Source organism: Protofrankia sp. Cr2 (assembly GCF_963555885.1).
Taxonomy (GTDB): Bacteria; Actinomycetota; Actinomycetes; order Frankiales; family Frankiaceae; genus Protofrankia.
This window is the reverse complement of record NZ_CAUVXG010000003.1, coordinates 190,940-206,543: the sequence shown is the minus strand read 5'-3', so window position 1 is coordinate 206,543 and position 15,604 is coordinate 190,940. Positions and strand designations below refer to the sequence as shown.

Annotated in this window: 14 protein-coding genes; 2 read left to right on the top strand and 12 right to left on the bottom strand. The window is 67.1% G+C overall.

Going from position 1 to position 15,604, the window contains the following annotated elements:
- The 7 genes from U9978_RS03705 to U9978_RS03675 all read right to left on the bottom strand — a co-directional run.
- Positions 1 to 2,384 (bottom strand): DNRLRE domain-containing protein (locus tag U9978_RS03705; protein ID WP_322759594.1); only part of this gene is annotated, 2,384 nt, incomplete at its 3' end.
- 544 nt (positions 2,385 to 2,928) lie between these two features.
- Complete coding sequence (nucS, locus tag U9978_RS03700) at positions 2,929 to 3,591, bottom strand: endonuclease NucS (protein WP_322759593.1); 663 nt, start codon at positions 3,589 to 3,591, stop codon at positions 2,929 to 2,931.
- Positions 3,592 to 3,661: 70 nt separating this feature from the next.
- The gene (locus U9978_RS03695) at positions 3,662 to 4,186 is read right to left on the bottom strand and encodes a DUF6328 family protein (RefSeq protein ID WP_322759592.1); all 525 of its coding nucleotides are present in this window, start codon (positions 4,184 to 4,186) and stop codon (positions 3,662 to 3,664) included.
- A gap of 56 nt (positions 4,187 to 4,242) precedes the next feature.
- The gene (locus tag U9978_RS03690; protein ID WP_322759591.1) at positions 4,243 to 4,821 is read right to left on the bottom strand and encodes an HD domain-containing protein; all 579 of its coding nucleotides are present in this window, start codon (positions 4,819 to 4,821) and stop codon (positions 4,243 to 4,245) included.
- A 101-nt stretch (positions 4,822 to 4,922) separates the two neighbouring features.
- The gene (locus U9978_RS03685; protein ID WP_322759590.1) at positions 4,923 to 6,938 is read right to left on the bottom strand and encodes a protein meaA; all 2,016 of its coding nucleotides are present in this window, start codon (positions 6,936 to 6,938) and stop codon (positions 4,923 to 4,925) included.
- Between the two features lie 55 nt (positions 6,939 to 6,993).
- A complete protein-coding gene (locus tag U9978_RS03680; protein WP_322759589.1) occupies positions 6,994 to 7,617 on the bottom strand; it encodes a hypothetical protein in 624 nt (207 codons plus the stop codon).
- Positions 7,618 to 7,776: 159 nt separating this feature from the next.
- A complete protein-coding gene (locus U9978_RS03675) occupies positions 7,777 to 8,121 on the bottom strand; it encodes an STAS domain-containing protein (protein WP_322759588.1) in 345 nt (114 codons plus the stop codon).
- Between the two features lie 492 nt (positions 8,122 to 8,613).
- On the opposite strand from U9978_RS03675, the gene U9978_RS03670 reads away from it, so the two are divergent.
- Positions 8,614 to 8,997, top strand: coding sequence for a hypothetical protein (locus tag U9978_RS03670; RefSeq protein WP_322759587.1), 384 nt, complete (start codon positions 8,614 to 8,616; stop codon positions 8,995 to 8,997).
- A gap of 61 nt (positions 8,998 to 9,058) precedes the next feature.
- Here U9978_RS03670 and murA read toward each other — a convergent pair whose 3' ends face one another.
- Positions 9,059 to 10,345: a UDP-N-acetylglucosamine 1-carboxyvinyltransferase gene (gene murA / locus U9978_RS03665; protein WP_322759586.1), complete on the bottom strand. Its 1,287-nt coding sequence runs from the start codon at positions 10,343 to 10,345 to the stop codon at positions 9,059 to 9,061.
- A gap of 104 nt (positions 10,346 to 10,449) precedes the next feature.
- Here murA and U9978_RS03660 point away from each other — a divergent pair, with 104 nt between their 5' ends.
- Positions 10,450 to 11,022, top strand: a complete 573-nt coding sequence (locus tag U9978_RS03660; RefSeq protein WP_322759585.1) for a cob(I)yrinic acid a,c-diamide adenosyltransferase — start codon at positions 10,450 to 10,452, stop codon at positions 11,020 to 11,022.
- 62 nt (positions 11,023 to 11,084) lie between these two features.
- Here the strand turns inward: U9978_RS03660 and U9978_RS03655 are convergent, their stop codons facing one another.
- The 4 genes from U9978_RS03655 to atpA all read right to left on the bottom strand — a co-directional run bounded on the left by U9978_RS03655 (position 11,085) and on the right by atpA (position 15,593).
- A complete protein-coding gene (locus U9978_RS03655) occupies positions 11,085 to 11,351 on the bottom strand; it encodes a F0F1 ATP synthase subunit epsilon (RefSeq protein ID WP_322759584.1) in 267 nt (88 codons plus the stop codon).
- An 83-nt stretch (positions 11,352 to 11,434) separates the two neighbouring features.
- Positions 11,435 to 12,874, bottom strand: a complete 1,440-nt coding sequence (atpD, locus tag U9978_RS03650) for a F0F1 ATP synthase subunit beta (RefSeq protein ID WP_322759583.1) — start codon at positions 12,872 to 12,874, stop codon at positions 11,435 to 11,437.
- A 165-nt stretch (positions 12,875 to 13,039) separates the two neighbouring features.
- Complete coding sequence (locus U9978_RS03645; protein ID WP_322759582.1) at positions 13,040 to 13,936, bottom strand: F0F1 ATP synthase subunit gamma; 897 nt, start codon at positions 13,934 to 13,936, stop codon at positions 13,040 to 13,042.
- A gap of 4 nt (positions 13,937 to 13,940) precedes the next feature.
- Positions 13,941 to 15,593, bottom strand: coding sequence for a F0F1 ATP synthase subunit alpha (gene atpA / locus U9978_RS03640; protein WP_322759581.1), 1,653 nt, complete (start codon positions 15,591 to 15,593; stop codon positions 13,941 to 13,943).
- Positions 15,594 to 15,604 lie beyond the last annotated feature (11 nt).

Sequence of the window (15,604 nt, the reverse complement as noted above, 5' to 3'; positions counted from 1 at the left end):
ACCCCCGCCACCACCGCATCCGTCGTCGCCGTCGTGTAGTTACTCACCACCGGGGTCACGCTCGCCACCGCCGGCGCATACGGATCCCCACCCAGATGTGCCCCGGGATCCGAGGTGGGAACCCGCGTGAAAATACGCAGCGGTGTCGTCGCCGCACTGGGCAGCTGAAAATCACCCACCCAACCCCGCCAGTAATACGTCTGATTCCACGCCAGGACACCCTTCGGCGGACTCCACGTGTTCACACTGATCCACCCCGACGACCAGCAGCTCTCCGAATTCGCATCCGACCCGGTACACAACTGGAAGCTGTAATTCACCCCCGGCCCCGGATAGTTATCCGGATCGTAACCCGTCAACGTCAACGTCGGCGTCAGACTCGACACGCTCGAACCGTTGATCGGAGTAGCCCCGGTCACCACCGGTGGCACATTCGGGACCGTAATCGTTATCGGCCAGGGGACAACTCCCTGCTCAGAGAACCAGGAAACCCCCCACTCGATCATGTCCCAGCGAAACACATAGCTGCCCGGCGCAAGAGGGTTCACCGTCGCCAACAAGTCGGTCGTCTGACCCGGATTCACCGTCGTCGGAAACTGCGTCGCATACCCCTGATGCACCAGCTCGGTCGTGTTCGCCGCGTCATACACGTGATACGACAGCATGTAGCTGCTGTTCGCCGGCCACGGATCCCGACCCCGGTTCGTCAACCGGATCCGGATCTTGCCCTGTTGCGTGTTCGTCAGCGGAAAGCCCGGCTCCCAGACCAGCCCACCCGGCGGCGCCGCGTACTCCACATCGTACGGCGTCCAGCTGACCTGCAACACCGGATCAATATCCGCGCCGCTCTGCGTGGTCGCGAACTTCCGCCATCCCCGGTTATCCCCGTTATCCACCGACCGGATCGTGAAACCCTCGTTCGACCGAATCCCCCGCGACCAGTCCTGCACCCATTCCGTCAACGCCGGACTGTTCCAGTTCGCCCAGTTCGCCGGACACGCCGAACCATCCCGATAGGCGAAACTACTCCGCGCCAGCTCCGGACCATACGCCGCACCCGGCCAGTCCTTCATCGTCATACCATTCCATGCCTGGGTCACCCCATATACAGCGACCGGCACCGACGTGTCACACGCCTGCCACGAATAAAAATTCCACACCGACAGCTGCACCCCGACCACGTTCACATTCTGCAACTCACCCACCCCGGTGAAATGCACATAACTGGCGTTCGGATGCACCCCGGCGTCATATGTACCGGCACGCATCTCCACATCCGACCCATGGGTCGCCGAGTAGTTCTGCGCCACATACGTGTCATCGGTCTCCGGGTTCAACCAGGTCACCGACGGATCCACCCGCACCGGGAACTGCCGCGCCGGATCCGACAACCACCCCTTGTCCAGATCAACCTGAAGCGCCTGCCCACCGCCATCCACCGTCACCAGGGAATAGCCGACGCCCTCCGAATACGCGCCGTCTCCCACATGCGGGTCGACCGCGGAATCCTCCATCCACCCCGCCGGAATCACCGCCCGCAGCACACCCGAACTGTCCGTCAGATGCACACCCCGCGTCTGCGAATCAACCACCGCGGTCAACCCCTGCAACGCCAACGGAAAAACCCACCGCGTCGGCGCGTCCACCGACCGCAACACCAACGTCTCCTTCAACCCCGACTTCGTCGCGGTCAACTCCACATCCGAAAACGGCCGCACACCCGCATACCACGCCGTGCTCCCCGCCACAACCGCCTTCGCCCCGGCGGCTCCGGTCAACCCGAACGACACCGAGGCCCCCGCCGCCACGTCAATCTTCCCGAGCTGAGCGTCACTGGCCGTGTCCGCAACCTCGGTGTTCCGCGCCGCAACCTTCACCCGATGCCGCCCGCCCGACACCGGCACCAGATCTGTGTCAACATCGGCCCAAGAACCGTCCCCACCCCGCACCCGCTGCTGCTGCGCGGAGAACTCCGACGTGAAACTCCCATCCGGATTCTGAAAAACCTTCGCGTTCTCCGTCCGGCGGGCGGTCACCTCCACCCGGCCCGGCACCGGACCCGGCTCCCGCACCGCCGGCATCGACGTCGCCGGACCGATGATCGCCGCCGCGCTGGACGGCGTCGGCTTCGGAAACTCCACCGGACGATCCACCGTCGTCGGCACCGCACCGGCCACCGCCGGCACCGCCGCACCCACCGCCACCGCCGACGGCGCCCGCCCCGACTGGGACTGCCCCGTGGACACCTGCGCCGCACGGCCCGCCGCACTCCCGGACGAGCTCTGCGGCAACGCCGCATTCCGGAACGGATTCACCAACGGCGCCGGCCCGCCCGCACCGCCCCCGGCCATCCGCAGCACCGTCAGCGCAGTCACCACCAACACGGGCACCAACCCGAACGAGATGACCGCCAACCCCCGCCGTGACGCCCGCCGGAACACCCGACGAGAAGCACGCAGGAACCGAGCAGCAGAAAGCCGGCCACGCATGAAGACACTCCAGAAGTCCGCAAGACAAGGACCCGCATCCACGCCCGGAACGCACGCGAACACGACAACACAAAACGAAAAGCCAGCAGACCCGCGCAGCAGCCAACCAGACCGCACCGGACAACAGCGCAGCCCGAAAGAAAGGCACGGTGACCTACACGTTCAGATGAACGCGCAGCAAAGAACAACACGAACAGAACACCGACGACAGATCACCGCGGGCACATCGAGGTACCCGCCGGTGAGATCAGAAGACGAACAGGCCGCTACCCGGACACGAGATCAGCACCTAATTGCCCGGTACAGGTGGATTCACGTTGCGCAGCATTGCACACGAAACGTCGCAGAGTCGAGCCATTCGGCATCCACCGCAACTATAGTTCATCTGTTGTCACTGATGAGTGACGCAACCAGGGCGCAAGCTGGCGAACCTGAACGGTCAGAACAGGGTCGGGATCGCGGGCGCCAGTCCGCGCAGGAAGTCGTAGTCGACCGTGACGCAGCCCAGACCGCGGTCCGCGGCAAGCAACCGCGCCTGCGGCGTGATCGACTGCGCGACCAGGATCCCACGCACCGGATGCGGCAGGAACGGGTCCGCCTCCAACCGGGCCAGATAACGGGTCAGCTGCTCGACCCCGTCGATCTCGCCCTTGCGCTTCACCTCGACGGCGACACTCCCACCGTCGGTGTCGCGACAGAGCAGATCAACCGGTCCGATGCCGGTCTCGTACTCCCGGCGGACGAGCGTCAGGCCGTCGCGGATGGCATCCGGCCGCTTGGCGAGCAGCACCTGCAGATGCGCCTCCACGCCGTCCTTCTGCAGGCCCGGGTCCACACCGAGATCGTGCGACGAGTCATGCATGATCTCTTCGAGGGTGATGACGAGCTGTTCGTCCGCGCGGTTCGTCACCCGCCAGACGCCGTCCGCCTCAGCGATCACGCACGGCGGACTCATCCAGTTCAGCGGCTTGTAGGCCCGCCCGTCCGCATGGATGGACACCGACCCGTCGGCCTTCACCAGCAGCAGTCGGACCGCGCTGGGCAGATGAGCCGTCAGCCGGCCCACGTAGTCGACACTGCACCTGGCAATCACAAGACGCACAGCCCCGGACGCTACCGTGCCGCGACTTCGCTACCTACACCCGCTGGTCTGTGTGCACCCGCTCGCCTTCCTACACCCGTTCGCCATCAGCCGATCCGGCGACTCCGCCCATCTCGTGGTCGGGACCCCGACCCGACCCGCCGCCGTCGCGTCGATCCGGTCGGGTGAGCCGGGGCAGAACCCACCACAACACGACAAAGAACGCCACGCTCGCCGAGCTGATGAGTGCGGTCGCCAGCACCCCCATGACCACGTCGACGATGAGCAGGACGGCACCGTTGATTCCCACTCCCAGCATGACCAGCCCGGCCAGCGCCATGGTGTTGGCAGCGGTGACCAGCTGGGCGCGCGCGCCCCGGCGGAACACCATCCGGTGGTAGGCCACCGGGCCGATCAGCAGCGCGGACGCGGCGGCGACCGTCAACAGCGTGATCAGGTAGAGCGCCCGCTGGAAGTCGGTCACCTGGGTCCAGCGCTGGGTGAACGGAAGAGTGAGCAGAAAGGCGAAGAGGATCTGCACCCCGGCCTGCGCCACCCGGATCTCCTGGAGCAGTTCGTTCCAGTTTCGGTTGAGGCGCTCGGCAGGCACATCCACGGAAGGGCCACGCAGAGTGTCGCGGTGACCGCCCGTCTCCACGTACTGCCGCGTCTCTAACCCGTCCGCATCCGGTCCACGACAAGGTCATCGAGTAGCCGGACGCGATCGGAATAACGCCGTGCGTAGCGGTTCGCCTGCTCCAACGGCAGCCTGGCCAGCCGAGCCGGGTCGCTGTTGTCGGCCATGTCCGCCCGTTTCACCACAACCGACAGGGGATTGCCGGCTACCCGGGCGAGGTACTGCTCCACCGACTCTCCATCACGGTGGCTCAGTGCGTCGATCGCCGCGACGACATCGGACGGATAACCGAGGGAGGTCAGCTTCGCCAGGCTGACATCGGTGTCCTCGACGACATCGTGCAGCACCGCGACCATCCGGGCCTGGTCGGGGTCGACCCCGGCCCGCTGCGCGGCGTCACCGACCGCTTCCATCACCCGTAGCGGATGGCCGATGTAGTCGTCGCCGGCCTTGTCGAGCTGGCCGGTATGCGCGCGGGTGGCCAGTGCGACAGCATCCCGAAGCGATACGGGCTGCTCGGCCGGACCAGTGTCGTTCTGCGACCCGGTGTCATCTCGGGCCCGCCCGGCGCCCGGTGCCCCCGAGGCTCCCCCACCGGTGGGCGTGTCAGCCATCACCCTTCGGACGCTACGCGGCCCTCGGCCGCCCCGCACCACCACGCTCGCACCCCAGGCGATCAGCTCAAACGATCAGCTCAAACGATCAGCTCAAGCGATCAGCTCAAGCCGTTCGCGGCCCGGACGACGGCCACGATTCCGCCCATGATCTCCGTGAGACCGTAGTCCTTCGGTGTGTAGACCGCCGCCACCCCCAGCGCCTTCAGTCGTTCTGCGTCCACCGCCGGGATGATGCCGCCGACGATGACAGGCACATCACCGACACCGGCCGCCCGCATCCCGTCGAGGACCTGCGGTACCAGCTCCATGTGCGAACCCGAGAGCACCGACAGCCCCACGACGTGCACGTCCTCCTCCACCGCGGCGGCGACGATCTGCGCCGGGGTCAGCCGGATGCCCTGGTACACGACCTCGAATCCGGCGTCGCGGGCGCGCACGGCAATCTGTTCGGCGCCGTTGGAATGCCCGTCCAGGCCGGGCTTGCCGACGAGGAACTTCAGCCGGCGCCCCAGCTCCCGCCCGGTTTCAACGACCCTGTCCCGGACGCCGGCGAGCTCAGCGCCACCAGCATGCACCGAAGCGCCGGACACCCCGGTCGGCGCCCGGTATTCACCGAAGGTGTCCCGCAGGACCCCGGCCCACTCCCCCGTGGTCACCCCGACACGGGCACAGGCCAACGTCGCGGCCATCAGGTTCGTGTCGGTCTTGGCCGCGTCCCGCAGATCCCGCAGGGCCTCGTCCACGGCACGCGCGTCGCGGCCGGCCCGCCAGGCGTCGAGATCGACACGGGCGGCGGCCTCCACCGCCGGGTCGACGGTCTGGATCGCCGTGCTCAGGTCAGCCAGCAGCGGGTTCGGCTCGGTGGCGGTGAAGGTGTTCACGCCGACCACCACGTCCTCGCCGGACTCGATGCGCATCCGACGGTTCGCCTGCGAGCCGACGAGCTGGGACTTCATATAACCGCTTTCGACCGCGGCGACCGCACCGCCCATCGCCTGTACCCGGTCGATCTCGCCCTGAGCCGCTTCGACCAGTTCGGCCACCCGCCGCTCGACGACAACCGAGCCTTCGAAGATGTCGGGGTACTCCAGCAGGTCGGTCTCGTAGGCGAGAATCTGCTGGATGCGCAGGGACCACTGCTGGTCCCAGGGCCGGGGCAGGCCGAGTGCCTCGTTCCAGGCCGGCAGCTGCAGTGCCCGACAGCGGGCATCCTTCGACAGCGTCACCCCAAGGGCCTCCAGCACGATCCGGATGACGTTGTTCTCCGGTTGCGCCTCGGTCAGGCCGAGGGAGTTGACCTGGACGCCGTAGCGGAACCGCCGGTGCCGGGGATCGGTGACCCCGTACCGGGTCCGCAGCAGAGTGCCCCACAAGGCCACAAACGCTCGCATCTTGCACATTTCCTCGACGAAGCGAACGCCGGCGTTGACGAAGAACGACATCCGCGCGCACACCTCGCCGACGCGTTCGGTCGGCACCTGCCCCGAGGCGACCACCGCATCGAGCACGGCGATGGCCGTGCACATCGAGTAGGCGATCTCCTGGACGGGTGTGGCACCGGCCTCCTGCAGGTGGTAGCTGCAGATGTTGATCGGGTTCCACGTCGGGATCTCGGTCACCGTGTAGGCGACCACATCCGTGATCAGCCGCAGCGACGGCACCGGCGGGAACACGTACGTCCCCCGGGAGAGGTACTCCTTGATGATGTCGTTCTGAGTCGTGCCGGCCAGCGTCGCCGTGTCCGCACCCTGTTCCTCGGCGACAACCTGATACAGCGCGAGCAGCCACATGGCCGTCGCATTGATCGTCATCGAGGTGTTCATCCGGCCCAGCGGGATGTCGTGGAACAGCGCGCGCATGTCGCCGATATGCGCGATCGGCACGCCGACCTTGCCGACCTCACCACGGGCGAGCTCGTGGTCGGGGTCATAGCCGGTCTGGGTCGGCAGGTCGAACGCGACCGAGAGCCCGGTCTGCCCCTTGGCCAGATTCCGCCGGTACAGTGCGTTGGTTTCCACCGGGTTGGAATGACCCGCATAGGTCCGGATGATCCACGGCCGGTCCCGCTGAGGACGAACCTGCTCCGGCTGGTCCCGCCTCGCCGCGTCGACCATCGCCACACCCTCCCGAGGGGTCATCTGATGGCCAGGAGCCTACCGACAGGTAACGTCACACGCCCGAACAGAGACCCGGACGCCCCTGCCACACGGTGAACAGGACAGCCGGCAGCCGGTCGCAGGCACCCGGCCCCGACACGAGCTGCGTCCAGGGGCCGTTTGCGATCCGCTGCCACACGTGCGGGTTGGGCGGGGCCGGGGTCACGCCGGCCACCTGCGCGAGACCGACAGCCCAGTACTCGTCCACGGTGCTGTCGCGACCTTCCACAGCACCGTAGAAGAGCTTTCCCTGCGGGATGACGACGTCCGCCGTGGTCATGGTGCCCGCGCCGCTTTCCCGCAAGGCGTACGCGAGGCTCGCGCTGAAGGCACGGCGATCGGACTCCCGCACCCGCATCTGGTGTGCCGTCCCCGGATGGCGGTTGTTCTCCCACGTGGACGGGTCCAGCGCCGGTTGCAGCTCGGCCGACGGTGGCGCGGCGGTCGTCGGCGCTGCCGCCGGGGTGGTTGCGGCGCCCGGCGCGGTTACCAGACCGATGACCACACCCACCACGATCGCCAGTGCGAACGCGCCCGCGATGAGCACGGTGCGCCGCTGGTCACCGGACTGGTCGCCACCTCGTCGGTAAGCCGGACCGTCCGTTGGACTCAACCGCTGCGCATCAACGTCGAGCATGTCCCTCCCCGGCCGGCACCATCATCCCACGACCGATCGCAACGTCGTGGAGCCGGGGGACCACAAGCGACCGGCGGGCCGTCAGCGCACAGCGCGAGCCTGTGACCTGCCGGTCAGCCGCATCCGGGATCTATCGGTCGGCCGCATCGGGTAACCGCATCAGGCGTGGCCGACATGCAGCAGGTCCGCATCGTCGGACCGCAGGATGCGCCCGAGGCGGTTGGCCGCCAGCAGCTTCCCCAGCGCCGCGGGAACCTCGACCAGGACCATCGACCGCCCGGACCGCCGAGCCCGCCGAGCCCCACCGAGCAGGACACCGAGGCCCGCATGGTCGACCAGCTCCAAGCCGAGCACATTGACCCGTAGCTGCCCGGTGCCGCCGTCGATGGCGGCATGCAGCCGCATGCGCATATCACCGACAGTGCGTACATCGACCCGACCAGTCAGCCGTACCGTCTGGATCTCCATACATCCGTCGTCAAGAAGCATTACGTTCTCACCCATCAGGCCTCCCGTCCCCCCTGATTCAGGCCCTGACCGATCGGGTCTACCCGGCGATCAGAGGTTGTCGGACACGGCCGGATCCCACTCCGGACGCAAGGTTCCCCTGGGGCCTCCCGCCGCGCGAAAAAACCATGATCACGCAACTTCGGCCAACTGGTTGTCCAGACCTCCGTTCCTACCGCTGCCACATCGGGAACCACAGGTACAGCGGCTCGCCCACAGCGTCAGTGTCCATAGTCGTCAGTGTCCATAGTCGCAGAGTGGCGACGCAGACGCGTCGGGCGCAGGGTCGGTCCGCCCGGGCATGACGACCGGGCCGGGAACACGGGCGGAAGCAATCTCGACGGCACGGCGATCGAGAACTGCGACGAGCCGGAACTGCGACGATCGAGAACTGCGACGCGAGCCACGCATGAACGCCTGCGCGGAACCGGCCGCGCTGAGACGATGAAGGCCGACCGGCCCGCCGGCTCGGACAGCAGGGAGGTGACGGTGCCACTGAACAGCCTGCACTACACGATCGGTCCGGCCATTGCCGTCGCCGCCACCGCCGTACTCGTGGCGGTGTGCCGGTGGGTGTTCGCACCGAACCGGACGCGTGGTAACCATAGTACTGCCACCAGTCATGGCGACTTCGGAATGCTGGTGCCGGTGGCGACGCTCCGCACGTCAACCGAAGCCGCCCGGCTACGCCAGCTTCTCGGTCAGCATGGGATACGGTCGACGTCAGGCGCGGCGCCACCTGGCCCGATTCAGGTGAACGCCGACGGGAATACCCGCCGCCACCACTTCTCCGGCTGGCACGTCATGGTGTTCCCCGAAGACTCCATGCGGGCGCGTGCCGTGGTCGCAGGCACGGAGCGGGACTGGGCCTGACGCTGCCCCGGGAACGCCGTACATAGCGTGGGCCAGCGCCGCATGGTGTCATGCGCGCCGGTCAGCCTGTGCGCCGTGCCGTGGCCGTAGCAGGCTCCCGATGGATGTCCGCGCCCAGCGCCCGCAACTGCTCGACGAAGCCACCGTAGCCGCGGTCGATGTGGTGGACCTCAGTGACGCCTGTGATCCCGTCAGCCACCAGGCCAGCCAGCACCAGTCCGGCCCCGGCCCGAACGTCCGAGGCCACGACGTGGGTGCCGACCAGACGGTCGGCAGGGCGCACGATGACGTGGTGGCCATCGGTGCGTAGCTCCGCGCCGAGCTTCAGCAGCTCCCGACAGAAAACGAACCGGCTTTCGAAAACATTCTCGGTGATGAGGGACACCCCTTCGCTGACTGCTTCCAGAGCGATCGTCTGCGGCAGCAGATCGGTCGGAAAACCCGGATACGGCAGGGTGACCACGTCGATCGACCGCGGCGGCCGGTCTGCGACGACGCGGAAGCCCTCGGGCCCGACATCCACTACGGCACCAGCCGTGGTCAGCTTGTCGAGCACGATGTCGAGATGATCGGCACGCCCGCCCCGGACCAGCACGTCCCCGCCGGTCATCAGCGCGCCGATGGCGAAGGTACCGGCCACGATCCGGTCCGCGACCGTGCAGTGCGTGGCGGGCCGCAATTCGTCGACGCCGTCGATCACCAACGTGGAGGTGCCCGCGCCGTCAAGCTCCGCGCCCATCGCCGTCAGCATCGCGCAGAGGTCGGCGATCTCGGGCTCGCGGGCGGCATTATCGATCACGGTCGTACCCTTGGCGAGCACACCAGCCATCATCAGGTTCTCGGTGGCGCCCACGCTCGGGAAGTCCAGCCAGATGGACGCTCCCTGCAGGCGGCCGGCCGACCGGGCCACAAGGATGCCCGCCTCGACATCCACCATGGCTCCGAGCTTGGTCAGACCGCTGACATGCATGTCCAGAGCGCGGCTGCCGATCGCGTCCCCGCCGGGCAGGGCCACCCGAGCTTCGCCGCAGCGGGCGACCAGCGGGCCCAGCACGACGACGGACGCCCGGATCCGGCGGACCACATCGCTGTCGGCCGCCGCACCGGGCCGTACCGGCACGTCGATCGACAACGAGCCGCCCGGGAGATCCCGCTCGACGGTCACTCCGAGCGCTCGCAGCACATCGGCCATGACCGCGACATCAAGAATGTCGGGCACAGCACGAAGAGTCGTCCGACCATGGGCCAACAGGCTCGCGGCCATCAGCTTGAGCACGGAGTTCTTCGCCCCCGGGACATCGACCTCGCCGACAAGCCGAGACCCGCCCCTGACCACGAAGCGTTCCACGGGACTCGATGCTATGGCCTGGGCACCCGGCCGTCAGCGTGGGCCGGCCGATGCGTCGAGTCGGGCCGCGCGCGATGGGGCGAGCGCGGCATAGTGTGACCGCCATGGCCATCCACCTGACCCGGATCTACACCCGCACCGGGGACGACGGGACCACCGCGCTCGGCGACATGTCCCGGGTCCACAAGACCGACCCGCGCCTGGCGGCATATGCGGACGTGGACGAGGCCAATGCCGCCATCGGCATGGCGCTGGCCCTCGGCGGTCTCGCCGAGGACATCCGGGCGCTGCTCGCCCGGGTGCAGAATGACCTGTTCGACGTCGGCGCGGATCTGTGCACGCCCATCGTGGAAGACCCGGGCTTCCCGCCGCTGCGGGTCACCGCCGCCTATGTGGAACGGCTTGAGGAAGCCTGCGACCGGTTCAACGAGAACCTCCCGAAGCTGGCCTCGTTCATCCTGCCCGGAGGCACCGCCGGTGCCGCGCTGCTACACGTTGCGCGGACGGTCACCCGCCGCGCGGAACGGTCCGTCTGGGCGCTGCGCGAAGCCGACCCGGACCGCACCGGCGCGCTTCCCGCCCGCTACCTCAACCGGCTCTCCGACCTGCTGTTCATCCTCTCCCGGGTCGCCAATCCCGGCGGGGACGTGCTGTGGGAGCCGGGCGCCAACAGCTGACGACGGCCCGGCCGGGTTGCGGCGCGAAGATGATTTTTCGCGCCGCTCACGCCATCAGGGGATTACGCGGTTCCGGCCAGGACCGCATGTTCGGCCAGGATGCTGACCCCCTGCCGGGTCACCGACAGGAATCCACCATCGACCTCGACGGTCAGGGTACGGTCGCCTGTCGTGACCCGCACCTGACCGCCGGCGACAAGGACCCCGAGCAGCGGCACATGCCCGGTCAAGACACCGATCTCACCTTCCGTGGTCCGTGCGACGACCATGTCGGCGTCCCCCGACCACACTTCCTTCTCCGGCGAGACGATCGCCACCTGCATCGGCATCGCGCTGCCGTCCTTCCTGCTGTCGTCGACCCTGGACCGCACCGATCCCGAATGCCCTGCAGTTGGTGAATGCGCCAGCCTGGCTACAGTTCCTTCGCCTTCTTCTCCGCGTCCTCGATCCCACCGCACATGAAGAAAGCCTGTTCCGGGAGATGATCGTAGTCGCCTTCGGTCAGCTTCTTGAAGGACTTGATCGTCTCTTCGAGCGGGACGAACTTACCGGGGATTCCGGTGAACTGCTCGGCCACGAAGAACGGCTGCGACAGGAACCGCTGAATGCGCCGCGCCCGGTTGACCAGGATCTTGTCCTCTTCGGACAACTCGTCGATACCGAGAATGGCGATGATGTCCTGAAGGTCCTTGTAACGCTGCAGGATGCGCTGCACCTCACGCGCCACATCGTAGTGATCCTGCCCCAGATAGCGGGCGTCGAGGATGCGCGACGTCGAGTCGAGCGGGTCGACCGCCGGGTAGATCCCCAGGTCGGAGATGGCCCGGGAAAGCACCGTGGTCGCATCGAGATGGGTGAACGTGGTGTGCGGGGCCGGGTCGGTGATGTCGTCCGCGGGAACGTAGATCGCCTGGAGTGAGGTGATCGAATGACCGCGGGTGGATGTGATGCGCTCCTGAAGCACACCCATCTCGTCGGCCAGGGTCGGCTGATAACCCACCGCACTGGGCATACGTCCGAGCAGGGTCGAGACCTCCGCGCCGGCCTGGGTGAACCGGAAGATGTTGTCGATGAACAGCAGCACGTCCTGCTTCTGGACGTCCCGGAAGTACTCCGCCATGGTCAGCGCGGCGAGCGCGATCCGCAGCCGGGTGCCGGGGGGTTCGTCCATCTGCCCGAAGACCAGCGCGGTGTCCTTGATGACGCCGGCTTCGGTCATCTCCAGGAAGAGGTCGTTTCCCTCCCGGGTGCGCTCGCCGACACCGGCGAACACCGACACACCTTCGAACTGCGTGGCGACCCGGTTGATCATTTCCTGGATGACGACGGTCTTGCCGACACCGGCGCCACCGAACAGGCCGATTTTCCCACCACGCACATAGGGCGCCAGCAGGTCGATGACCTTGATACCGGTCGTGAACATCTCCGTCTTCGACTCAAGCTGGTCGAATGGCGGTGCTGGTGCGTGAATGGACCTACGCACATCGGTATCGACGCTTTCGACGTCGAGCGGATCGCCGAGCACATTGAACAGGTGCCCCTTGGTGGCGTTGCCAACGGGAACCGTGATAGGTGAACCGGTATCCTGAACCGGCGCTCCACGCACCAGACCGTCGGTCTGTTGCATGGAAATCGCCCGAACCGTGTTGTCACCGATGTGCTGCGCGACCTCGAGCGTCAGCGTTGCGGTCTGCCCGTCGATGGTGCGATCGACGCGCAGCGCACGGTAGATCTCGGGGATCTCGTCGGGCGCGAACTCCACATCGACGACCGGGCCGATAACACGGGCGACCCGGCCGATCCCAGGGGCCTTGCCCTCCACCGCGGCGGGCGAGGTAGTGGTAACGGTCATGGCGTCCTCTGCTTCATCAAGGTGCCCTCCGCGGCTGAGCACTCCACCAGGAGACCAGCGGCTTCAAGCGGTTCATCTGCATGTCATACCCCGAAGTCGCCGGCGGCTCCTCCCGCGGCCGGCGACATCGAGGGTTCTTCGGTATAACGGTCGTCGCTCTACGCGCTACGAAGCCTGGGCGAGAGCGTTGGCCCCGCCCACGATTTCCGATATCTCCTGAGTGATCGCATCCTGGCGGGCGGCGTTCGCCCGACGGGTGTAGGTCTTGATCAGATCACCGGCATTGTCCGTCGCGGACTTCATCGCCCGCTGGCGGGCCGCCGACTCCGATGCCGCGGACTCCAGCATCGCCGCGTACAGCCGGCTCTCGACGTAACGAGGGAGCAGCGCGTCGAGTACTCCCTCGGCGGACGGTTCGAACTCGTACTGCGGGAGCGGGCCGCCGGGCGGGGGCTCGGCGGTCGTCTCCAGCGCAAGCGGAAGAATGCGATGCGCAACCGGTCGCTGGGTCAGGGTGTTGACGTACTCGGTGTAGACCGCGTGGATCTCGTCCACTCCGCCGGCCTCACCGGACTCCACGAACCGCGCGATCAGCGCATCGGCGACTTCCTTGGCGTTGTCGTAGCTCGGCTGCTCGGAGAACCCGGTGAACTCCCCGGCCAGCTCCCGACTGCGGAAGCGGTAGTACGTGACAGCCTTGCGCCCGACCGCGTACAGGAACGGCTCCTTGCCCTCCGACCGCAGCAGCTCCAGCAACTCGCCCGTCCGGCGCAGCACGTTGGCGTTGTAACCACCAGCAAGCCCACGGTCACTGGTGACCACCAGAACCGCCACTCGCCGCGGATCTGCATGCTCTGTCGTCAGCGGGTGACGAACGGTGGTCTGCGATGCCACCGCGGAGATCACTCGAGTGATCTCGTCCGCGTACGGCCGGGATGCGGCAACCCGCGCCTTGGCCTTCACGATCCTGGACGCGGCAATGAGTTCCATCGCCCGAGTGATCTTCTTGGTTGACTGGATCGAGCGGATGCGGCGCCGGTACTCACGGAGCTGGCCGGCCATGTCCTCAGCCCTCGTCCTTCGGCTTCGGCTCGTGTACCTTGATCGCCTCGCGTTCCAACTCCGACGGGTCCAGGCTCTCCGGCAACGGTTCGTTGACCAGCAGCTGCCCGTCCGACAGCGTGAACTCGGCCTTGAACTTCGCGATCAGCTGCTCCAGCGCGGTGATGGTGTCATCGTCCAGCTTGCCCGTCTCGCGGATCGTCTTGAAGACCCCCGGCTGGCTCCGCTCGATGAACTCGAGGAACTCACGCTCGAACCGGCGGATGTCCGCGACCGGCACATCGTCAAGCTGCCCGGACGTACCCGCCCAGATCGACACGACCTGCCGCTCTACCGGGAAGGGCTGGTACTGCGGCTGCTTGAGCAGTTCGACCATGCGTGCGCCCCGGTCGAGCTGGGCGCGGGATGCCTTGTCCAGGTCCGAGCCGAACGCCGAGAACGCCTCCAGCTCGCGGTACTGCGCAAGATCCAGGCGCAGCCGCCCCGCAACCGCCTTCATCGCCTTGATCTGGGCGCTACCACCGACCCGGGAGACCGAGGTACCGACGTTGATCGCCGGTCGGACGCCCTGGTTGAACAGGTCGGTCTCCAGGAAGATCTGCCCGTCGGTGATGGAGATGACGTTCGTCGGGATATAGGCCGAGATGTCGTTGCCCTTGGTCTCGATGATCGGCAGACCGGTCAGGGACCCGGCGCCGAGCTCGTCGGAGAGCTTCGCGCATCGCTCCAGGAGCCGGGAGTGCAAGTAGAAGACGTCACCGGGGTATGCCTCACGACCCGGCGGGCGGCGCAGCAGCAGCGAGATCGCCCGGTATGCCTCGGCCTGCTTCGACAGGTCGTCAAAAACGATCAGTCCGTGCTGGCCGTTGTACATCCAGTGCTGGCCGATGGCCGAACCGGTGTAGGGCGCGAGGTACTTGAGGCCGGCCGGTTCGTCGGCGGGCGCCGCCACGATGGTGGTGTAAGCCAGCGCGCCGGTCTCCTCCAGGGTGTTGAGGACAGCCCGGATCGTCGACTTCTTCTGCCCGACCGCCACGTACACGCACTTGACCTGGAGCTTCGGATCCCCCGTCGCCCAGTTCTCCCGCTGGTTGATGATCGCGTCCAGCGCGACGGCGCTCTTGCCGGTCTGCCGGTCGCCGATGATCAGCTGACGCTGACCACGGCCGATGGCGGTCATCGCGTCCACCGCCTTGATACCGGTCTGGAGCGGCTCCTTGACCGGCTGGCGCTGGACGACCGTGGGCGCCTGCAGCTCCAGAGCACGGGTCTGGGTGGAGACGATCTCGCCGAGCCCGTCGATCGGGCGGCCCAGCGGATCGACCACCCGGCCGAGGAAGCCGTCGCCGACCGGGACCGAGAGGATCTGGCCGGTGCGGCGGACCTCCTGGCCTTCCTCGATATGTTCGGACTCGCCGAGGATGACACAGCCGATCTCGGCGATGTCAAGGTTCAACGCCAAGCCCAGCACGCCGCCGTGGAACTCCAGCAGCTCATTGGTCATGACGTGCGGAAGGCCCTCGACCCGCGCGATGCCGTCGCCGGCGACGACGACCCGGCCGACCTCCTCCCGCTCCCCGACGGATGCCTGGTAGGAGTCGACGTAGTCCCGGAGGGCGGCGCGGATTTCCTCCGGTCGAATGGAGAGTTCAGTCATCGCTTCGGTCC